This is a genomic window from Pandoraea horticolens (assembly GCF_902459555.1).
Lineage (GTDB): Bacteria > Pseudomonadota > Gammaproteobacteria > Burkholderiales > Burkholderiaceae > Pandoraea > Pandoraea horticolens.
In genome coordinates this window covers 88,648-109,444 of sequence record NZ_CABPSM010000006.1, presented here as the reverse complement: position 1 = coordinate 109,444, position 20,797 = coordinate 88,648, and the positions used below count along the sequence as shown (strand labels likewise).

Genomic DNA, 20,797 nt, shown 5'->3' with positions numbered 1-20,797 from the left:
TCGACTCATTTTCGGAAACGGCTGATGCGTGCGACCGACTCAGCGGCGGCTCGCTTATCGGGAGGCGTGATCTCCCCGCATCTGCCAGCGTTGGTGTTCGACCTTGACGCAGCGGTCCATCACGATGTCGAGCCCCGCCGCCAGGGCGACAGCGGCCGCCTCGTCGTTCTCGATGCCCAACTGCATCCATAAACTGTTCGCGCCGATGGCCACCGCCTCTTCCGCGATGGGGGGAATGTCGCCGCTGCGGCGGAAGCAGTCGACCATCTGAATCCGAACGCCTTCGGCGCGCAGAGCCTCGGCGGCGTCGGTCAGGCTCGCGTAGACGGTTTCGCCCAGAATCTTCTCGCCGGAGTCTGCTGCCTGCGGGTTGACCGGCACGATCCGGTATCCCTGCTGCTGCATGTAGCGAGACGTGGTGTAGCTTGGCCGGTCAGGCCGCGGCGACAGGCCTACGACGCCGATTACGCGATCGCGCGCCAGTATCTGCCCCAGACGTTCAATGGTTTCCATGCGGGTGTGGCCTCGTTCGGGCCGGTGCTGTCGTTGGACGAAATCCTTGCTCTCGGTGCGTTGCCGGTTCGCGAAGATGGCACGCCGTGTATCGCGGATGCCCACTTTGTTGCCACGCACAAAGGATGAAGTTAGCACATTGAGGAATCGGCCGTGAAATGCGCTTGCCTACGTATGCTGGTGAATCGGCGCTCCTCATGTCATGCATCGTCGATACTTCATTCGACGAGTTATTCAGGATGGCGAACTAAGTCACACTTTCGATGTCACTTGCGAAGTCCTTGCCGAGTAAGGCGCAGTAATGGCTTGCAAAGAGGATGTAACGCTCGAGGTGTTACATCCTGAAACACTTTGTTACCCCTCGCGCCATACGATTCCACCACAATGCATCTCAACGCTGATGTGCTTATCCCCCGGTAACACAGCAGCGCGACTGTATCGGCAGAAGGCGTCCCCCGGCGCAATATGCAACGAAATTCGATGCAGTGCTCCGAATCTGGTCTCCTCGCGCTAACCCCGTAGCGTGTGGTTTTGGCGGGCCTAAGTGTCCCGCCATTTTTTTTGCCCGCGGCGACCTACATCTTTCCTCGACCTTTCGCTGACATTCCCCTGCATTGCTTCGCTATCCGATTCATTTTCGGAAGGCGATTCACGCCTGCGTAAATTGTCGATGCCTGCAATGCCGGTCGCGCGTCGGGATTGCCGGCGATGGGAAGCAACGGCGCCGAGCCCGCTTACCGAGTGGCTCTGAGCCATGGTTTGAGCCAGCCAAGTCCGTCGCGCGTGGCGCCTTGCGGCCGATATTCGCACCCGATCCATCCCGAGTAGCCCAGTTCGTCGAGCAGACGGAACAGGAACGGATAGTTGACTTCCCCGGTGTCCGGCTCGTGACGCGCAGGCACGCCCGCCACCTGCACGTGCGCAATGTTGACAATGTGCTGACGCAGCTTCATCGCCAGGTCACCTTCGACGATCTGGCAGTGATACGCATCGAACTGCACCTTCAGATTGCTCGCCCCCACTTCCTGGAGAATGGCCTGCGCCTGATCCTGACGGGTGAGGAAGTAACGGGGGAAGTCGCGCGGATTGATCGGTTCGATCAGGATCGTGACACCGTGCGCGGCGGCCTGCCCGGCGGCATAGGCGAGGTTGTCAAGATACACGGCGCGGCAGTGCTCGGGCGATGCTAAGGCGTCCGGACACCCGGCCATCACATGCAACTGACGGCAACCCAGCGCGTCGGCGTAGTCGAGCGCGAGTTCGAGGCCGTCGCGAAATTGCGCCTCGCGTCCCGGCAGCGCGGCGAGCCCGCGCTCGCCGCTCGCCCAGTCGCCGGCGGGCGTATTGAATAGCACCTGCGTGAGCCCCGCCTCGTCCAGACGCGCGCGGATGGCTTGCGCGGGGTGGTCGTATGGGAACAGGCATTCCACGCTTCGGAACCCATCGCTCGCCGCTTCGCGAAAGCGCTCCAGAAACGGTACTTCCTGATACAGCAGGGTCAGATTCGCGGCAAATCGCGGCATGAGCATCTCCGTCGCCTAAAGCGGGCCGGGCAGGGTGGGCCAATGGCCGTCACAATATCATTGCCCGTCGATCTGAGGCGCCGCCACGCTGCGCAACTGAAAGCGACCGTCATTGTTGAAGAGCCAGGTCTCGACCGCGCGTACGCGTCCGCTGCTGTCGACCAGCGCCCGGCTGGGCGCCGGTAACGGGCTGGCCCGTCGCAGGCTCGCCATGGCAATGCGCTCCGCTTCGAGATCGCCGTTGCTGCGGTAGAGCGCCACGCTCGTGATGTTCCCGCTGCGGTCTACCCAATACTCGAGCGACACCACCGAGCGCAACATCGGCTGCGGATTACCCGGCGTGATCTCCCGCGCGTTGACTTCGCTTACCCGCTGCGCCGCCGCGATCTTGTACAGATCCAGCGACGAGGCTGGCGCCTGACCTGGCGTCAGATTGAGCGTGAGCGGCTTTTTGGGCTCGAAATCCGGATTGGCGCAACCGGCAACCGCCAGAACACAGGCGATGACAGTGAGCCGTGTGGCGGCGTAAGGTGCCCGCTGGCACCGGGAAAGTTGCATACTCATGAGCGGTCTCCCGCAACGTTCGCGACACTCTGTTCTTGTGATCCACATCCTTGCGCCCGTCACGCGGCAACGGACGCCGCGTGACGGATAGAATATTTTCGCGCTCAGTGCGCCTGCGTGCCGAACGACCAGTTCGGCATCAGAGTATTGGACGGCAGATTCTCGTCCTGCAACTTGCGCGCCGTCTCGACGCCCGCCACCGGCAGTCCCGTTGCGTCGAGCAGGCCGATCTGCACCAGCACGCTCGCCTGATCCCAATAGATATGCTCGTGCTCGAGCTTGCCGCCGCGGAATCGCACGATAGCGACCAACGGAATCTCGACGCGGCGCCCGGTGGGTTCCACCCCCGGCAGCATCCAGTCGACCGGCGTCGTATGCGTAAAGCAGAACAGCAATTCGTCGACGAGCTGCGTCGCGCCGATCGTGCGCGAAATTGGTATCAGCCGGGTGTCGGGCGGATTGCTGTTGACGAAGTGGTTCCGGTAAAAGTGCGCCAACTGCTGATGGCCCACGCCGCCTGTCATCGTCGGAATGTGATTGACGTACGGCTCGGCGACCATGGTCTTCATCAGGGGATCGATTTCGCGGATTGCGAATTCATAAGCGCAATGCGTCTCCCAGAGCGACGCGAAGTCGTAGTGCGGACCGACGGCATGACGCAAGGCGCCGATGGTGCGCTGATGCGCCAGTTGCGTGGCCGCGCGATCGAAGTGATCGCCGGGGCGCGCGAAGGCGTGGTCCGCGTCGGGATAGGTGTAGAGCGTGATGTTGGCATGCCCGCCCAGCCGCGTGGCAAGCGTTTCGCGCACGTCGGCAGGGGCATATTTGTCAAGTTCGGCAATGTGCAGCACGAGCGGCGGGTGCTCACCGGCGAGTTCGTCGACGTGCTGCTCGAGCCCCACGCCGTAGTAGCCGACGGCCACGTCCGCGCTCGTGCGCGTGACGGACAGGGCGGCCAGCTTGCCTCCGAGGCAGTAGCCGACGACACCGACACCGCCGGCGCACTCGGGCAAGGCGCGCAACGCGTCGACACTCGCGCCGACATCTTCCATCCCCAGATCGATATCGAAACGCTGGAACAGGGCAAACGCCCGCTGCCAATCGCCGGGCGAATAGCCCAGCTCGATGCCCGGCTCGATACGCCAGAACAGATCGGGCGCCAGCACGACGTAGCCCTCTTCGGCATATCGGTCGGCAAGCTCGCGTATGTAAGCGTTCACACCGAAAATCTCCTGACACAGCACCAATCCCGGACCTTTGCTCGCCCCTTGGGGGAGTGCCAGATAGGCCTGGAAGGTTTTGCCGTCGCGCGACTTGATGCTGATGAAGCGTCCTGCCATGTCACTTTCTCCTGAAGAAATGGATCGTGCGACACCCAGTGCGCTCTCTGCCAATCTTAGGCGACCCATGCGGCGCGCGCAGCGCGGTTAACACGTAGAGCGGTGCACGTAGAAAGCCGCACGCGGAGCCCGGCAGGTAGCGCCCCGCGGCGCGTACGTCGGACGATGCGTGAGGTTAATGGGGTGAAACCGGGGTGACGCTGGGGAGATGCAGCCGGTGCTACCGCAGAGGTCCGTGGGTAGCGGCATACGACGATACCATGCATACTCGGAGCGCACGTTCGAGGCGTGAACAACGATATTGCGCCGGACGCATTTTGTACGCAATGGAGTGACCATGATTACCGTGTATCACAACCCGCGCTGCTCGAAGTCGCGCGAAGCGCTGGCCCTCGTGGAGGGCTCTCCTGCCGTGGGCGGCAGCGATCTGCAAATCATCGAGTACTTGAAGACGCCGCCGACGCTTGCCGAACTCAAGCGTCTGCACAAGCTGCTGGGCGTGCCCGTGCGCGAGATGATCCGCAGCAACGAAACCGAGTATGCGGAACTGGGGCTGGCCGACTCGGTGCTGACCGATGACGCATTGCTCGCCGCTGTGGCGAAGCATCCGAAGCTGTTGCAGCGTCCTATCGTGGTCAACGGCGACAAGGCGGTGATTGCGCGTCCGCCTGAGTTGGCGAACAACGTTCTATAAGCGGCAGGCATCGCAAGCGCGCGCGACGCGTTGTACGTCGCGCTTGCTGGCGCGGGTTCAGCCGTGGGCCGTGCTGTCTTTGCCGGGGCCGGTGTCCGGTGACTCGGCGTCTGCCGCTTCGGCCAAGGCTGCCGCGGCGGCAGAACCGAACACCGGGGCGTTGGCGTTGGCCGTGAGCCCGGCGCCACGCCAGCCCGGGAGTTCGGACAACGTCTTCTGCTGGTCGCGCAGCTCTGCGAGCATGTTGCAGAAGAGGGCGCCTTGTTCGAGTGCGTCGTCGAGGGCCACGTGAGTGTGCGGCAGCGGGTCGAGCCAGACCTGTGGCAGACGCGGCTTGATGCACTTGCGGTAGGGCATGCCGGTCATCGCGAACGCGAGCGTCTTGATATCGAGCGCTGACCACGAGAATGGGCAACGTCCGACGAAACGCATCATGTACCAGAACATGAACGTGAAATCGAACCCCGCCGGGTAAGCGACAAACACCGGTTTGCCCGGCAACTTTTCCACCCATTTCACATACGCCTTGAGCGCCTTGGCCGGGTCTTCCGGATCGACGCGGCAAGCGGCCCATGCCTCGGGCTCGGTCTTCCACCATTTCATCGTCAGCGGATGCCCCTTCGCGTCCGGCAGACATTCGAGGTTGGCGCTGAAGGTGCCGATTAGCTCCTTGTCCGCCGTGTAGGCCGCCGAGGCGAAGCTGAGCATCGAATGCGGGCCGGGAATCGGGCCATCGGCCTCGACATCGGTACTGACGAAAATCTCCTCGTCGACGGGAATGATGCGCGACGGCGTGCGGGACATGGCCTCACTCATACGGCGCTCCGGGCGAGCACGGCGTCGGCGACGTACGGGTTGGCCTGACGTTCCTGGCCGAACGTGGAGACGGGGCCGTGCCCCGGAATGAACGTCACGTCGTTGCCGAGCGGCCAGAGTTTGTTGCGGATCGAGGCGATCAGATCGGCATGGTTGCCGCGGGGGAAGTCGGTGCGCCCGATGGAGCCGGCGAACAGCACGTCGCCGACGCAGGCCAGACGCTCGTCCGCCGAGAAGAACACCACGTGACCCGGCGTGTGCCCTGGGCAATGGAGCACGTCGAGAGTGACCTCGCCGAACCGGACGGTGTCGCCGTCATCCAGCCAGCGGTCGGGCGTGAACGGCGCCGGCTTGGGAAACCCGAATCGCGCGCTTTGCGCCTCGAGCTGGTCGATCCAGAAGGCATCGTCCGGATGCGGGCCTTCGATCGGCACGTCGTACCTCGCGGCCAGTGCGCCCGCGCCCCCGCAATGGTCCAGATGGCCGTGCGTCAGAAAGATCTTCTCGAGCGTCACCCCTTGGCGTTCGATCTCGCCCGCGATTCGGTCGATATCGCCGCCGGGGTCGACCACGGCGGCGCGCTTCGTCGCATCGCAGACGAGCAGGGAGCAGTTTTGCTGGAAAGGCGTGACAGGAATCAGGGTGACGTTCATGAGTTATCGGGGATGCGATTTTCGCCTATTGTAGTTCGGGCCGGGGTGCGGCCGCCCGATGCGCCGCCGAAGACCGACGCGCCGCCCGTGCGCCCGGCCCTTGTCACAGGGGAGGGGCGGGATTTTCCAAATGTGACCGGGCGGCGTGAACCCTCGAGTGGAGTAATGCTTTGTAAACAAGTCTCAGCACGTAAGTGAACGCTCGCTGATGGGTTGAGTTTGGCGGCGTGTTAGACTTGCGGCCTATGCGAACACGCGACATGCTCACACGGTTCGCGGTTGGTTGCGCCCTCGCCCTGACGTTGACAGCCTGCACAACGCCGCTCGAACTCCCCAGCCAAACGGCTGCCGCCCCTTCGGCGACAGGCGATCGTGCCCGTGCGCGTGAAGCCAACGCACCGGTTGGCTCAAGCTTCGATCTGCATTGGCCGGGCCGGGCGTACCGCAACGAAGGTCTCAATCCCGGCGACCCCGATGCGCCGGAACGCGACGGCGAAGCCCGTCTGCGCGCCGATGCCGGCACGTTCTATCAGACCGGCATGGCGTCGTGGTACGGCAAGAAGTTTCATGGCCGACGCACGGCGACCGGCGAAGCCTTCGACATGAACGAGCCGACGGCCGCACATCCGACCCTGCCGCTGGGGAGCTTCGCGCTGGTGCGCAACGTTGCCAATAACAGGACCGTCGTCGTCAAAGTCAACGATCGCGGCCCCTACACCCGCCGTCGCATCATCGATCTGTCCTTTGGCGCGGCCAAGCAACTCGACTTCATTCACGCCGGGCACGCCAAGGTCGAAATCCGCCGGCTCTCCCGCAGCGAAGTCGCCGCCCTCGGTCTGGACGGCACGAACAACGCACCCTGACGCGCATCGGGACGCGGCTTGCGTCCCCATCTCCGAATACCCCCCGGATTCACCTGGCAACCCACGTAAAAAATGGGACGTTGTTTGCCTATTTACTGTGCAAAAGCGCCCGTTTTTATCGAAATTCGGCGCATTGTTTCGTTTTCGGGGGTATCTCATTGGTTGAACGCCTCGCATGAATGTGCGCGCATCCGATTGTGGGCGACCGAATCGTCTATTTTTTTCCGATTGCCGCATCAATCTGCCGGCACTTGGGCGCAATCCGATGTTCTGCGCAGTGATGGGGAAGTTGCGTCGGCAACCGTTGTTCGCTGCGGGGGATGTGGGTAGACTGTGCCCCACGCGCAGGTGCACGCTTTGTGTGCATCCGAACGAGGCTCGCGGAGACCCGGGCACGGCGCACCTATCAAAAGTATTCCTGGAGGAGTTTTGATGTCGACAATGGACAAACTCGCCAAGCGCACCCTGCTGTGCGCCGTGGCCGCGACGTTGTTGGGGACGACCGGCGCGGCATTCGCGCAAACGACGAAGTCGGTGGCCGTACTTGCCATCGTGGAGCACCCGGCGCTCGACGCCATCCGTGATGGTGCACGCGACGAACTCAAGGCGGAAGGCTACGAGGTGGGTAAGAACCTCAAGTGGGAATATCAGAGCGCCCAGGGCAACGTCGGTACGGCGGCACAGATCGCCCGCAAGTTCGTGGGTGACAAGCCGGACGCGATCATTGGTATCGCCACGCCGACGGCACAGGCCGTCGCGGCAGCCACCAAGTCCGTGCCGCTGGTGTTCTCGGGTGTGACCGATCCGGTGGCCGCACAACTGGTCAAGAGCTGGGAGCCGTCGGGCACCAACGTGACCGGTGTGTCGGACAAGCTGCCGCTGGACAAGCAGGTTGCCCTGATCAAGCGGGTCGTGCCGAACGCCAAGCGTGTGGGCATGGTGTACAACCCGGGCGAAGCGAACTCGGTCGTGGTCGTCAACGAACTGAAGAAGCTGTTGCCCGCCGCCGGCATGACGCTGGTCGAAGCTGCCGCACCGCGCACCGTCGACATCAGTTCGGCGGCCAGCAGCCTGGCCGGCAAGGTCGACGTGATCTACACGAACACGGACAACAACGTCGTGTCGGCTTACGAATCGCTGGTGAAGGTGGCCAACGACCGCAAGATCCCGCTCGTCGCGTCGGATACCGACAGTGTGAAGCGCGGCGCCATTGCGGCACTGGGCATCAACTACTACGACCTCGGCCGTCAGACCGGCAAGGTGGTCGGCCGTATCCTGAAGGGTGAAAAGCCGGGGGCGATCGCTTCGCAGACCAGCTCGAATCTGGAACTGTTCGTGAATACGGCAGCGGCCGCCAAGCAAGGCGTGACCCTGTCGGACGATCTGGTGAAGGAAGCCAAGACGGTTATCAAGCAGTAACGCGCGTGGCGCCGGTGCAGCAGGCGGGTGCCTGATGCACCGGCGAGCGACAGGGCGGCGTCCGGACACGATCTGTCCTCGCCGCTCTTTTCCTATCGAATGGGTGGGACGGCTCCCCCCGGACGCGGTCGCATAACGACCGGCTATGACTCGAACTGGCCTATGTCGGCCGTGCGAGCGCTGATGCCGAGACCCGGCATGGGCTGTCTTGCGCAGTGGAATTACAAAAATGTCCCTTTTTTCTATGATGGGCGCACTGGAGATCGGCCTGATCTTCAGCCTCGTGGCGCTCGGGGTGCTGATTTCCTTCCGCATCCTCAATTTTCCCGATCTGACCGTTGACGGCAGCTTCGCGCTGGGCGGCGCGGTCGCGGCGATACTCATCGCCGGTGGCACCAATCCGTTCGCGGCAACCGTCGCGGCGATGGCTGCCGGGGCGTTGGCGGGCTTCATCACGGGCTGGCTCAATGTGCGTCTGAAGATCATGGATCTGCTCGCCAGTATCCTGATGATGATCGCGCTGTACTCGGTGAACCTGCGTGTGATGGGCGCACCGAACGTGCCGCTGATCACCTCGCCGACGGTCTTCACGATGATTCTGCCGGAGAATGCCCCGAACTGGCTGCCGGACTACGTGTTGCGTCCGCTGCTTCTGCTGGCTGTGGTGGTCGTGGTGAAGCTCGGTCTCGATTACTTCTTCTCATCGCAGCAGGGCCTCGCCATGCGCTCGACGGGCGCGAATCCGCGCATGGCCCGCGCACAGGGTGTGAACACCGGTCACGAGATTCTGGCGGGCATGGCGCTGTCGAACGCGCTGGTGGCGCTCGCGGGCGCGTTGTTCGCGCAGTCGCAGGGCGGCGCGGACATTTCGATGGGGATCGGTACCATCGTGATCGGTCTGGCGGCGGTGATTATCGGCGAGACGATCTTGCCGGCACGACGCCTCATTCTCACAACGCTGGCGGTGGTCGTGGGAGCGGTGCTGTACCGCTTCTTCATCGCGCTGGCGCTCAATAGCGACTTCATCGGTCTGAAGGCGCAGGACCTCAACTTGGTGACGGCCTTGCTCGTGGCGGTGGCGCTGGTGCTGCCTGCGACGCGCCGGAAGCTGTTTGCCCGCAAGAACGGAGGTGCCTGATCATGTTGAGCGCAAAAGACCTCAAGATCACTTTCAACGCGGGCACGCCCATCGAGAACCGCGCGCTGCGCGGCATGTCGCTGGAGATCCCGACGGGCCAGTTCGTCACGGTGATCGGTTCGAACGGGGCGGGCAAATCCACCTTCCTGAACGCGATCAGCGGTGACCTGTCGGTGGATTCGGGCACGATTTCCATCGACGGAAACAACGTTACGAAAAAGACGGCATGGCAGCGTGCGAGTCAGGTGGCGCGCGTGTTTCAGGACCCGATGGCGGGGACGTGCGAGGCGTTGACCATCGAGGAAAACATGGCGCTGGCGGTCAAGCGCGGCGAGCGTCGGAGTTTCCGCTTTGCGTTGAATCGGGAGTTGCGCGAGCGATTCCGCGAGAAGCTGAGCCTGCTCAATCTAGGGCTGGAAAACCGGCTCTCGGACCGCATCGGGCTGCTCTCGGGGGGCCAGCGTCAGGCGGTGAGTCTGTTGATGGCGTCGTTGCAGCCGTCGCGAATTCTGCTGCTCGACGAGCATACGGCGGCGCTGGACCCGAAGACGGCCTCGTTCGTGCTGGAGCTGACGGCGCGCATCGTGCAGGAGAGCAAGCTGACGGCGATGATGGTCACGCACAGCATGCGTCAGGCGCTCGATTACGGCGACCGCACCGTGATGCTGCATCAGGGCAAGGTCGTGCTGGACGTGTCGGGTGACGAGCGCAAGGGGCTGGATGTGCCCGACCTGTTGCAGATGTTCGAACGCACGCGCGGCGAACAACTCGACGACGATGCGCTGCTGCTGAGCTGATCGTCGCCATGTGATGGAAAAGCCCGCTTCGGCGGGCTTTCTTGTTTCACGGCACTTGGGCAAACGGAGAAACCGTTGTCGGAAACGTCCGATTCCTGACGCCTCCTAACACCGTTTCCCGCGTCCAGCGAATCAACCGTTCTTCAGGGCCAGCGCGCGCTCGTAAAGCGCGTTCTTGGGCGCGCCGGTGATCGCTGCCGCGAGCTTGGCGGCGCTCTTCGTTGGCAGTTCCGCGACCAGCAGGGCGAGGATGCGCTGCGCTTCGGCGTCCACGCCGTCCTCGCTCGCACTCGCCGTCGCACCGGAGACCGCCAGCACGAATTCGCCGCGCTGACGGTTTGCATCCGCTTTCAGCCACGCCACGCCCTCGCTCAGTGCGCACTCGTGAATGTCCTCGAAGCGCTTGGTCAGTTCGCGTCCGATCAGCAGGCGTCGCGCGCCGCTCAAGCCATCGGCCAGCGCGGCCACCGTCTCCACGATTCGATGCGGCGCCTCGTAAAAGACCTGCGCCGACGTCGATCCCGCAAGCGCGGCAATCGCTTGAGCCCGTTGCTGCGCCTTCGCGGGCAGGAATCCCACGAAGGTGAATGTCTCTACCCAAGCCCCGGCCACCGAGAGCAGTGTGATCACCGCGCTTGCGCCCGGCACCGGCACCACCGAGAGGCCTGCGGCCCGCACTGCGTCGACCAGCCGCGCGCCGGGGTCCGAGATGCCGGGGGTGCCGGCATCCGAAACGTAAGCGATGCGTTCACCACCGCGCAGGCGCTCGACGAGCCGCGTCGCCGCTTCATTCTCGTTGTGCTGATGGGCCGCAATCAACGGCTTGTCGATGCCGTATCGTTGCAGCAACTGCGCGCTGTTACGCGTATCTTCACAGGCGATGGCGTCGACCATGCCGAGGATGTGAAGCGCTCGCACCGTGATGTCGGCGGTATTGCCCAACGGGGTCGCCACGACGTAAAGCGTGCTTGCCGGGTAATGCTGGCCCTCGGCCAGCGACATCAGGCGCTCATCCATGGCGTCGGGCTCCCGCCAACGAAAGGACCGCCTCGCGGGGCGGGCGGGCGTGGGTAACATCGGCATCGCCGGTCACGTCAAACATCGGAACAACCATGTCGAATCAGCTTGGAGAATCGTTCGAGGGCCGCGCGCAGACGCTGCTGGAGCGGCGCGGCTGGCGGCTAGTCGCACGCAACTATCGGTGTCGCGGCGGCGAAATCGACCTCATTATGCGGGATCGCGCCGGCGTGCTGGTATTCGTCGAGGTACGTGCGCGTTCGCGTAGCGACTTTGGCGGGGCCGCCGAGAGCATCACACGAACCAAGCGACGTCGTCTCGCGCTGGCCGCACGTCACTATCTGTTGCGGCGTCCCGCGGGGCGTTGCCGCTTCGATGTCGTGGCGTTCGACGGCCATCCGCCGGTGGCGCGCTGGCTGCCCGATGCCTTTCGCACCGACGATTTCTGACGAAACCCGCGCCCCCCGGCCCTGTTACACTTGCGGAAGTGCCGTTTTCAAGACTGACGGCCTGTGAACGCCGGCCGACGCAGGTGAGTGCCCATGGGACTCCGAGGCGAGGCCGGCAGCTTTTGCGACACCCTGGCAAACGACCATGTCGATCGAACGAATTCAGCAACACTTTACGGATAGCGTCGAGACCAAGCTGGCGGCGCGCGACGCGCTGCCGGAATACATCGCCGCCGCAGCGGACGTCATGTTCGAAGCGCTGTCCAACAGCAACAAGATCCTCGCCTGCGGCAACGGCGGCTCGGCTGCCGACTGCCAGCACTTCGCGGCCGAACTCGTCGGCCGCTTCGAGCGTGAGCGTCCCGAACTGCCGGCCATCGCGCTGACGACGGACTCGTCGATCCTCACGGCCGTCGGCAACGACTACAATTTCGACGCGATCTTCTCGAAGCAGGTGCGCGCACTTGGCCAGGAGGGCGACGTGCTGCTGGCCATTACGACGTCGGGCAATTCCAGCAACGTGCTGGCCGCCATCGACGCTGCGCACGAGCGTGGCATGCATGTGATCGCGCTGACCGGCAAGGGCGGCGGCAAGGTCAATGCCGCACTGGGTGAACTGGACGTGCACATCTGCGTGCCGGCCGAGCGCACCGCGCGAATTCAGGAAGTTCACCTGCTGACGATTCACTGTCTCTGCGACCTGGTCGACGCGAAGCTTTTCGGCGAAGCGTGAACCTATTGTCATCGTAAGGCGTCAAGATCATGACGGGCACCGGTCGCGGGGGCGGACGGTGCCGGCTGAGTGCGGCGGGGGCCGCCCCGTTCGACTATCCAATAAGGAGAAAGCCCGATGAATTTCCAACGCGTGATTAAGCCGCTTGCTGCGGCAGCGTTGATTGTTGCAACCCTGGGCGGCTGCGTCCCCATCCTCCTCGGCGGCGCAGCGACCGGCGCACTGGTCGCCACCGACCGTCGTTCCGTCGGCGCGCAAACGGAAGACCGCGAAATTCAGGTCAAGGCCGAAGCCAACATCGCCAATACCCTGACCGACGACGCCGTGCATGTGAACGTGACCGTCTTCAATCGCCGTGTCTTGCTGACCGGCGAAGTGCCTGATGAGAAGACCAAGCAGCGCGCGATGGACATCGTCAAGCAGATCAACAACGTGCGCGGCATCGTCGACGAAATCGCCATCGCACCGAAGAGTTCCCTCGGCTCGCGCTCGAACGACGCCTGGATCACCAGCAAAGTGAAGGCCAACCTGATCAATACGAAGGAGATTTCGGCCAACGTCTTCAAGGTGGTCACCGAGCGTGGCGACGTCTATCTGATGGGCCTCGTCTCTGAAGAGGAAGGCCGTATCGGCGCCAATGTGGCGAGCCGCATCGACGGTGTGCAAAAGGTCATCAAGCTCTACGAATACGTGAAGCCGGAAGAAGCGCAACGCCTGTCGACCGAGGCGGCGAAGAACCCGGCGCCGGCGCAGGCAGACGATGCGAACGCCGCCACGGTCACGACCACGCCGATTGGCAACGATACGGTGACGGCCAAACCGCTGTCCTCGCCCGCGCCGATCAGCGACGGCCCCATCAAGCCCGGCCCGTCGACCAAGACCGGTAACTGACGCACGCCCCTCCAAGCCCCTCCCACGCCCCGGACACCCTCCGTGCGCATGCGTGCCGTCCTCTGCTCAGCAGTGAACCGCCGCTATCGCCTCCGTCACTCGATGGCGAGACGGACGATAGTGGCGGCGTTCGTTCTGACGTCCACCGCATGGCTCGCCGCCACGGGCGCGGCGTTTGCCGCACCCGCCTCCGGCGTGCGTGCGGCGTCTCCCGTGTATGTTGCGCCGACATCCTCGCAGGCATCGCCACCCGACTGGCAGGCCCGCGACTGGGCGATGGCGTGCATGAGTTGTCACAACGTGTCGGCGCCGGTGAGCGCAGGCAAGGCGGCGCTGCCGACGCTGGAGGGCCGCCCGGTGGCGGAACTCATGACGGTGTTGCAAGCCATGCGTGATGCACGGCGTCCCGCCACGTTGATGCCGCAGCTTCTCAAAGGCTATCGCGACGACGAGTTGCAGCGTATCGCGGCGTACTTCGCGGCGCAGCCCGCGGCCGATGCGGCGTCTGCGTCCGCACGTCAATCCCGATAAGGCGGACACGATGCGCCGCCGCGATTTTCTTCTTGGTTTGGGTTCGGCAACCGCATGGGCTGGCGCCGCCCCTGCGTTGGCCGCACCGCTCTGGCCGACGCCGGTCAAGGGACGTGCCCGTGTGGTCGTCATCGGTGGCGGGTTCGGCGGTGCCACGGCCGCGAAGGCACTGCGCTTGCTCTCGGGCAATACCATCGACGTCACGCTCGTCGAACCGAATCCGGCGTTCGTCTCTTCACCGTTATCGAATCTCGTGGTCGGCGGGAATCTGCGTGTGAGCGACCTGACGGTCTCCTACGACAGGCTCGTTGCGCGACACGGCATCGTCTGGCGACGCACGCGAGCCAGCGCCATCGACGCGGCGAACAAATGGGTGCAACTGGCCGGCGGCGGCCGTCTTCCCTATGACAAGGTGATCGTTGCCCCCGGCGTGTCGCTGCGCCGGGACGCCATTGCCGGGCTCTCCGATCCGGCGATCCGCGACGCCCTGCCGGTCGCGTGGACCGATGCCCGGGAAAGCGCCGCGCTGCACGCCCGTCTGCAAGCGATGCCCGACGGGGGCGTGTTCGCCGTCACCATTCCCGAAGCGCCGTTTCGTTGCCCGCCCGCCCCCTACGAGCGCGCGTGTCAGGCGGCCGCGTGGCTCAAGCGGTACAAGCCTCGCGCGAAGGTCCTCATCTTCGACGCCAACGATCAGGTGCTCGCCGAAGCGGAGCAGTTTCACGAGGTCTGGCGCACCCAATTTGCGGGGATCGTCGAGTATCACCCGCAGTTCAATTGCACCGACGTGGCCATTGACGGCGCGAAGCAGATGGCGCGCTTCGAGCTGGGCGAGGAGATCCGGGCCGACGTGCTGAACGTGATCCCGCCGATGCGCGCAGGCGATATTGCCGTAGAGAGCGGACTGGCAACGGCCAACGGGCACTGGTGCGACGTCGATTTCCTGACGTTCGCCTCGAAGGCGCAACCCGACGTTCATATTCTGGGCGACGCCATTCAGATCGCGCCGCAAATGCCGAAGTCCGGTCACATGGCCAACCAGCACGGCAAGGTTTGCGCCGCGGCCATCGTGGCGACGCTGTCCGGCCGCCTGGTCAACCCCGAACCGCTGTACAGCAATACCTGCTACACGTTCGTATCGGCTACCGAAGCGATGCATGTGGCAAGTGTTCATCGCTACGACGCGGCGCAGCACACCATGCTGCCGGTGCCGGGCACGGGCGGCGCGTCGCCACGCGCCACGCGAGACGAATTCGCACTGGGACTCGCATGGGCACAGGGCATCTGGGCGGATACGCTGGCCTGATGCGGATTCCAGCGGCATTCGCTGGCGTCGAAATTCGTTTGGAGGATTGTCTCTAAGTGACGCAACGTACGTACTGCCGACGCGCATGATCCGGCTGTTGTGTCGGTGCCGAATTTCCCCGAATCGCCCCGTTGACGGGGCCTCACGCCTCTCGGTCACACTGGCGCACGAAAAAATAAGCGTTTGGGGGCATAGGGATGGCGCATCGCCAGGGAGAGTCCCGTCTAGCGTCACGCGTTACGCGTGGGGGCGCGGACACGTCGTCTGTTCGCAACCGCAAAGTCGTCGTTCGATTCGCTGCCGTATCGCTGTCAGCCATCAGCCTGCTGAGCACGCAACAAGCCTGGTCCGATGGCAGCCCCGTGCGCGGCGATCCGCTGCAAAGTCTTCCGAAGATCGAGGCGCCCAAGGCACCGGCCGCCACCTTCCAAATTCAGCCGCCGACGCAGGAAGACGCCCTCAAGTCGTTGCTCGCCCGCAAGATCACGCCGCAGCGTTTCGGCATCGAAGGTGTCAAGTCGCTGCCGTTCGAATCGGTGGCCGGGTTGTTCGCGCCCATGGCGGGCAAGGATGTGACCGTTGGCGATCTGGTCGAGAAGGCCAATCAGGTCACGAAGATGTATCAGGACGCGGGCTATCTGCTGTCCTTCGCGTTCGTTCCGGCGCAGGATTTCAACGAAGGCTTCGCGCGCGTGATCGTGGTCGAGGGTTATATCTCGAGCACGAAAATTACCGGCAAACCGGGGCCGTCGGAGTAACGTCTTCGCGATATCGCTGCGCATATCGAGGTGGAGCGTCCGCTCAAGCGGGCCACGTTCGAGCGTTATCTGAACCTGCTCACACTCGTGCCCGGCATGAAGATCAAGGCCGACGTGCAGCCGCCCACGCAGACCGACGGCGCGACCGAACTCTCGCTGGATGTATCGCGTCAGCCCGTGACGCTGGGCACGTCGCTCTCGTATAACAACCCCGGCGTTCGCGGCGTATTCACGGTGTCGAGCAACGCGCTCACACCGCTCGGCGAACAGATTCAGCTCACCGCCATCGCCCCGAAGGGTCACAACGACGAAGAGTTCTATGCCGCGTCGTATATCCAGCCGTTGGGTTCGGACGGCTTGCAGGCGCGTGTCGATGCGTCGCACTATCGTGGCCAGCCCGACGACCAGGCGCTCGCCGGACTCACGCGACACCTCGATACCAAACGTGTCGCGGTGAGCGTGTCGTACCCGATCCTGCTGAACAATCAACGCAGCCTGACCGTCAGCGGTGGCATGTACGGCGTGAACGCACGCGATCGCTACGAAGTGCCGAATTCGCCGAACAACATCAATTCGCAGACGAACGTACGCGCCGGGCAAGTGCAACTCGCATACAACGAAGTTACCGACAAGCAAACGCGTAGCGCTGCGCTGGGCGTGTTCAAGGGGTTCAACGGGATGGGCGCGAGCCAGTCCTACACGACACAGCCGGCGGGCTTGCCGCAAATACTCGGCCCCTACGATCTGGCCTTCTGGCGCTTCACGCTCGATGGCAAACAAGGTGTGGTGCTGCCGTGGGACTTCGGCGTCATCGTCTCGGCGGGCGCACAGTACAGCAGCAACACGCTGCCAACGTCCGAGCAGGCAACGTTCGGTGGCCAGCGCTTCGGTCTCGGGTATCCGGCGGGCGAAATTGCCGGAGACAAAGGCTGGGGGGCGTCCATCGAGCTGAACAGGATGTTCCGCACCGATTTCCGTTTTCTCAAGACGATCCAGCCATATCTGATGCTCGATACCGCGCGCGTCTATGTGAACGCCGGTCAGTTGTTCCACAACCAACTCGCCTCCGTCGGGTTGGGCGTCCGGATCTCCGACAGCAAGTACTACTCGCTCGATCTGTCATTGGCCAAACCGGTGGCCGACGCCCCGACCAACTCGCCGAAACGGCCGCTGCGATTCAACGCGAACTGGTCGTATCAATTCGAGTGAGGCGGGACGGGTTTCTCGCGGCATCGCTCGCTTCAAGGGACGAGGTACGCTGAATGCGTCGCTTCGAACTGCCGCCCCTTGTCACTTTTCTTATCGGGTTTTTCCCTTATGCCGCGATCGGCTAAGAGATCCCCCGTGTCGCTGCGCCTGCCAGCGAGGGTGGCGTTGCACCTCGCGCAACCGCATGAGGTGTGGTGCGCTATATCCGGCGGTATACATGGAAACACGGTCGGCGAACGAGAAACGTGTGCTGTCCAGCGAGTTGCATTGGGGTCCGACATGTTGCAGTGCAGCTTGCTTCTGTCGTCCGATATTTTGATTATCCGTATATGCGTATGTGGGCATATACGACATTTTCTGTGCCTTCACACGAACCTTATGTTTGGCCGGACTGACCGTCATGGAAGAACTCGATCGCGTATTCGAAAAGGTGTCGCACTACTTCAGCCTGCTCTCCGAGCCGACCCGGCTGCGCATTTTGCACGCGCTTTGCGGTGGCGAACGCTCGGTGAACGAAGTGGTGACGCAGGTGGGTTCGTCACAGACGAACGTGTCGCGGCATCTCGGGGCGATGTATCAGGCGGGCGTGCTGTCGCGTCGTCGCGACGGAAACCAGGTGTATTACACGATTGCAGATACCGGGGTGGTCGAGATCTGTCGCGCCGTGTGCGTGCAGGTCGCCGGCCGCATCGAGGAGGAGGCCCTGCCGGAGCGTGCCGTCGATGGCTTCATGCCACGCGGGAACTGACACACGCTGCCGGCCGTGGTGAAACCGTAGCACCGCAGCATTGCATGACCCGTAAGACAGCGCGGCAACGAGACCGCGTCCGTAGGCTCGAACAAAAGCGGTAAACCGCCCGTATCCTCGCGATGCCGGCGGCCGCCACAAAACGCGAGGAGACAGGGGTGAGCAAGACCAGCGATAGCGCATCGCGAGCCGGCCGTTTGCGCCGTGCTCCGGAGAATTTCGTCGATGGCGAGCTTGCCGCCGACGTCGTTCGCGGTGGATGGAACCCGACACGACGCAGTTTCCTGCAGCGCAGTTTTCTGGCGGCCGGTGCCGCGCTGGCGGGGGGCACTGCCCTCGCCACCGACGCGCCGGCCACAATCGGCACCGCCGGCGCCCTCGGCGACCCGATGATTCTCGAGCCGCGTCCGTGGGCCACATCGCTGGGCCAGCCGGTCGCGGCACGTCCGTACGGCATGCCGTCGAAATACGAAGCGAACCTGCAACGCCGTCAGTCGCCGGGGCTCACCCAGACGGCGCAGGCCTCGGTCGCCTTCACGCCATTGCAGGGTCTGTTCGGCATCATCACGCCAAGCGGCCTGCACTTCGAGCGTCACCACCAGGGCTGGCAGGAGATCGATCCGACGCAACACCGCCTGATGGTGCACGGCCTCGTGCGTGAGTCGAAGGTGTACACGATGGACGACATCATGCGACTGCCTTCAGTGTCGCGCATGCACTTCATCGAATGCGGGGCGAATACCGGCATGGAGTGGGGCAACGCGGCGGTGCCGACCGTCCAGTACACGCACGGCATGCTGTCGTGCTGCGAATTCACGGGGGTGCCGCTGTCCGTGCTGCTCGACGACGTGGGCGCCGACACCAAGCGCGGCCAGTTCGTGCTCGCCGAGGGGGGCGACGGCTCCGGCATGACCCGTACGATCTCGATGGAGGCGGCGCTCTCGGACGTGCTCGTCGCTTGGGGGATGAACGGCGAAATGCTGCGCCCCGAGAATGGCTACCCGCTGCGATTGGTCGTGCCCGGCGTGCAGGGCGTGTCGTGGGTCAAATGGCTGCGCCGCATCAAAGTGGGCGACGCGCCGTGGAATACCAAGGATGAAACGAGCCACTACGTCGACCTGATGCCGGATGGTCAGCATCGCCAGTACACCTCGATTCAGGAGTGCAAGTCGGTCATCACGTCACCTTCGGGGGGGCAGGCGCTGCTCGATCGCGGCTATTTCAACGTGACGGGCCTCGCATGGTCGGGCCGGGGCCGGATCAAACGGGTCGACGTGTCGACCGACGGCGGCAAGTCGTGGCGCGCGGCGCGGCTCGAGTCGCCCGTGTTGCCGAAGTGCCTCACGCGCTTCAACTTCGACTGGCAGTGGGACGGTTCGCCTGCGTTGCTGCAAAGCCGCGCGGTGGACGAGACGGGCTTCGTGCAGCCGCGTTACCGGCAGTTACGCGACGTGCGCGGCACCAAGTCGATCTATCACAACAACGCGATCCAGACGTGGCAAGTGGCGGCAAGCGGGGAGGTGATCAATGTTCACGTCGATTGAACGCAAGTTGCCTCGTCACATGCTGCGGCGCATACAAGTGGCGATCATCGCCGTACTTTGGGCAAGTGCGCTGGCGCTCGCCACACTGACCGTCGTGGCGTGGCTTTCGGCACCGGCGAAGGCGGCCCCGGTCAGCGCCTCGCAGACGGCACAAGCGGCACAAGCGGCACCCGTCAAGATCAAGGCCCCCGCCGGCATTGGACGCGACGCCACCCCCGCCGAACTGGGTGCGTGGGACATCGACGTGCGTCCCGACTTCAAGGGGTTGCCCAGGGGGCAGGGGTCGGTGGCCGATGGCCAGAAGCTCTTCGATGCGCGCTGCGCGTCGTGTCACGGCACGTTCGGCGAGAGCAACGAGGTGTTCAACCCGCTCGTGGGGGGCACCACGGCCGACGACATCAAGACGGGGCACGTGGCGTCGCTGCGCGCGAACAACCAGCCGGTGCGCACCACGCTTATGAAAGTCGACACGGTCTCGACGATCTGGGATTACATCCGTCGCGCCATGCCGTGGAATGCGCCGCGCTCGCTCACGCCGGACGAGGTGTACGCGGTCACGGCCTACATCCTGAATCTCGGCGAGATCGTGCCGGCGGACTTCGTGCTGTCCGACAAGAACATCGCCGACGTGCAGAAACGCATGCCCAACCGCAACGGCATGACACGCTCGCACGGCATGTGGCGCGTGGGCGACAAACCGGATACCCATAACAAGGCCTGTATGCAGGATTGTCCCGAGGCTGGTATCGTGACGTCCGCACTCCCTGCGTACGCCCGCGACGCACATGGGGATCTGGCTGCGCAAAACCGTGTCGTCGGACCGGTGCGCGGTGTCGATACGAAGCTGCCGCCGCTGTCGGGCACTGCCGCGCAAAACGCGTCGGTGCGCAAGACCGCGGCGCTCGTCACGCTTGGCATGACGAGTCCGGACGCGCCGGCCCAAACCGCCGCTGCGACGTCATCGGTAGCAACGCTTGCGGACAAGAATGGTTGTCTGGCCTGTCACGGCGTGACCGACAAGAAGATCGGGCCCGCCTTCTCGGAGGTCGCCGCCAAGTACCATGGGCAGTCGGATGCGACTGAAAAACTGGTGGCGAAGATACGTGCCGGAGGTGCCGGTAACTGGGGCAGCATGCCAATGCCGCCTCAGGCACAGGTCGCCGAGACCGACGTCCGCACGATGGTCGACTGGATTCTCCGTGGTGCACATTGAGCGGGCAGGGTGTCCGACGGATGCGCCAGGGTTGTCAGGCCACCGCAGGACCCCCGTCCCCTACACAAATCGAAGGAG

22 protein-coding genes are annotated in these 20,797 nt (G+C 63.9%); 15 read left to right on the top strand and 7 right to left on the bottom strand.

Annotation, left to right across the window (positions count from 1 at the left end; all coding sequences use genetic code 11):
• Positions 1–54: 54 nt before the first annotated feature.
• From PHO31112_RS12085 to PHO31112_RS12070, 4 genes are all read right to left on the bottom strand, one after another.
• Entirely contained in the window at positions 55–513 is a 459-nt protein-coding gene (locus tag PHO31112_RS12085; protein WP_150620739.1) for a CoA-binding protein, read from the bottom strand.
• A gap of 734 nt (positions 514–1,247) precedes the next feature.
• Complete coding sequence (gene otnI / locus PHO31112_RS12080) at positions 1,248–2,036, bottom strand: 2-oxo-tetronate isomerase (protein ID WP_150620738.1); 789 nt, start codon at positions 2,034–2,036, stop codon at positions 1,248–1,250.
• A 57-nt stretch (positions 2,037–2,093) separates the two neighbouring features.
• Complete coding sequence (locus PHO31112_RS12075; RefSeq protein ID WP_174995689.1) at positions 2,094–2,600, bottom strand: energy transducer TonB family protein; 507 nt, start codon at positions 2,598–2,600, stop codon at positions 2,094–2,096.
• Positions 2,601–2,704: 104 nt separating this feature from the next.
• Positions 2,705–3,940 carry a dienelactone hydrolase family protein gene (locus tag PHO31112_RS12070; RefSeq protein WP_150620736.1) on the bottom strand — a complete coding sequence of 412 codons (1,236 nt, stop codon included), beginning with the start codon at positions 3,938–3,940 and terminating at the stop codon, positions 2,705–2,707.
• Between the two features lie 337 nt (positions 3,941–4,277).
• Between PHO31112_RS12070 and arsC the strand changes: the two genes are divergently transcribed.
• Positions 4,278–4,634 (top strand): arsenate reductase (glutaredoxin), encoded by a 357-nt coding sequence (arsC, locus tag PHO31112_RS12065; protein ID WP_150620735.1) that lies wholly within the window; start codon positions 4,278–4,280, stop codon positions 4,632–4,634.
• Between the two features lie 57 nt (positions 4,635–4,691).
• On the opposite strand, the gene PHO31112_RS12060 is transcribed toward arsC, so the two are convergent.
• Positions 4,692–5,450, bottom strand: a complete 759-nt coding sequence (locus PHO31112_RS12060; protein ID WP_150620734.1) for a 3'-5' exonuclease family protein — start codon at positions 5,448–5,450, stop codon at positions 4,692–4,694.
• Positions 5,447–6,103: an MBL fold metallo-hydrolase gene (locus PHO31112_RS12055; RefSeq protein ID WP_150620733.1), complete on the bottom strand. Its 657-nt coding sequence runs from the start codon at positions 6,101–6,103 to the stop codon at positions 5,447–5,449. Before PHO31112_RS12055 ends, PHO31112_RS12060 begins: the two co-directional genes overlap by 4 nt.
• Positions 6,104–6,363: 260 nt before the next feature.
• On the opposite strand from PHO31112_RS12055, the gene PHO31112_RS12050 reads away from it, so the two are divergent.
• From PHO31112_RS12050 to PHO31112_RS12035, 4 genes are all read left to right on the top strand, one after another.
• Positions 6,364–6,966, top strand: coding sequence for a septal ring lytic transglycosylase RlpA family protein (locus tag PHO31112_RS12050; protein WP_150620732.1), 603 nt, complete (start codon positions 6,364–6,366; stop codon positions 6,964–6,966).
• A gap of 432 nt (positions 6,967–7,398) precedes the next feature.
• On the top strand, positions 7,399–8,385 hold the full coding sequence (locus PHO31112_RS12045) for an ABC transporter substrate-binding protein (RefSeq protein WP_150620731.1): 987 nt from the start codon (positions 7,399–7,401) through the stop codon (positions 8,383–8,385).
• A gap of 229 nt (positions 8,386–8,614) precedes the next feature.
• Positions 8,615–9,523, top strand: coding sequence for an ABC transporter permease (locus PHO31112_RS12040; RefSeq protein WP_150620730.1), 909 nt, complete (start codon positions 8,615–8,617; stop codon positions 9,521–9,523).
• Between the two features lie 2 nt (positions 9,524–9,525).
• The gene (locus tag PHO31112_RS12035; protein ID WP_150620729.1) at positions 9,526–10,320 is read left to right on the top strand and encodes an ABC transporter ATP-binding protein; all 795 of its coding nucleotides are present in this window, start codon (positions 9,526–9,528) and stop codon (positions 10,318–10,320) included.
• A gap of 132 nt (positions 10,321–10,452) precedes the next feature.
• Here PHO31112_RS12035 and rsmI read toward each other — a convergent pair whose 3' ends face one another.
• A complete protein-coding gene (rsmI, locus tag PHO31112_RS12030; protein ID WP_150620728.1) occupies positions 10,453–11,337 on the bottom strand; it encodes a 16S rRNA (cytidine(1402)-2'-O)-methyltransferase in 885 nt (294 codons plus the stop codon).
• On the opposite strand from rsmI, the gene PHO31112_RS12025 reads away from it, so the two are divergent.
• The 10 genes from PHO31112_RS12025 to PHO31112_RS11985 all read left to right on the top strand — a co-directional run bounded on the left by PHO31112_RS12025 (position 11,289) and on the right by PHO31112_RS11985 (position 20,719).
• Positions 11,289–11,786, top strand: a complete 498-nt coding sequence (locus PHO31112_RS12025) for a YraN family protein (RefSeq protein ID WP_425495182.1) — start codon at positions 11,289–11,291, stop codon at positions 11,784–11,786. The two genes, rsmI and PHO31112_RS12025, sit on opposite strands and share 49 nt — an antisense overlap.
• 145 nt (positions 11,787–11,931) lie before the next feature.
• Complete coding sequence (locus PHO31112_RS12020; protein ID WP_150620726.1) at positions 11,932–12,519, top strand: phosphoheptose isomerase; 588 nt, start codon at positions 11,932–11,934, stop codon at positions 12,517–12,519.
• Positions 12,520–12,636: 117 nt separating this feature from the next.
• On the top strand, positions 12,637–13,410 hold the full coding sequence (locus tag PHO31112_RS12015; protein WP_150620725.1) for a BON domain-containing protein: 774 nt from the start codon (positions 12,637–12,639) through the stop codon (positions 13,408–13,410).
• 120 nt (positions 13,411–13,530) lie between these two features.
• On the top strand, positions 13,531–13,941 hold the full coding sequence (locus PHO31112_RS12010) for a c-type cytochrome (RefSeq protein WP_150620724.1): 411 nt from the start codon (positions 13,531–13,533) through the stop codon (positions 13,939–13,941).
• 10 nt (positions 13,942–13,951) lie between these two features.
• Positions 13,952–15,247, top strand: coding sequence for an NAD(P)/FAD-dependent oxidoreductase (locus PHO31112_RS12005; protein WP_150620723.1), 1,296 nt, complete (start codon positions 13,952–13,954; stop codon positions 15,245–15,247).
• Between the two features lie 197 nt (positions 15,248–15,444).
• Positions 15,445–16,005, top strand: a complete 561-nt coding sequence (locus PHO31112_RS27565) for a POTRA domain-containing protein (protein WP_246178091.1) — start codon at positions 15,445–15,447, stop codon at positions 16,003–16,005.
• 30 nt (positions 16,006–16,035) lie between these two features.
• Positions 16,036–17,214, top strand: a complete 1,179-nt coding sequence (locus PHO31112_RS12000) for a ShlB/FhaC/HecB family hemolysin secretion/activation protein (RefSeq protein ID WP_246178089.1) — start codon at positions 16,036–16,038, stop codon at positions 17,212–17,214.
• 400 nt (positions 17,215–17,614) lie between these two features.
• Entirely contained in the window at positions 17,615–17,962 is a 348-nt protein-coding gene (locus tag PHO31112_RS11995) for an ArsR/SmtB family transcription factor (RefSeq protein ID WP_010807644.1), read from the top strand.
• Positions 17,963–18,120: 158 nt separating this feature from the next.
• Complete coding sequence (gene soxC / locus PHO31112_RS11990; protein WP_246178087.1) at positions 18,121–19,506, top strand: sulfite dehydrogenase; 1,386 nt, start codon at positions 18,121–18,123, stop codon at positions 19,504–19,506.
• The gene (locus tag PHO31112_RS11985) at positions 19,490–20,719 is read left to right on the top strand and encodes a c-type cytochrome (protein WP_246178085.1); all 1,230 of its coding nucleotides are present in this window, start codon (positions 19,490–19,492) and stop codon (positions 20,717–20,719) included. Before soxC ends, PHO31112_RS11985 begins: the two co-directional genes overlap by 17 nt.
• Positions 20,720–20,797 lie beyond the last annotated feature (78 nt).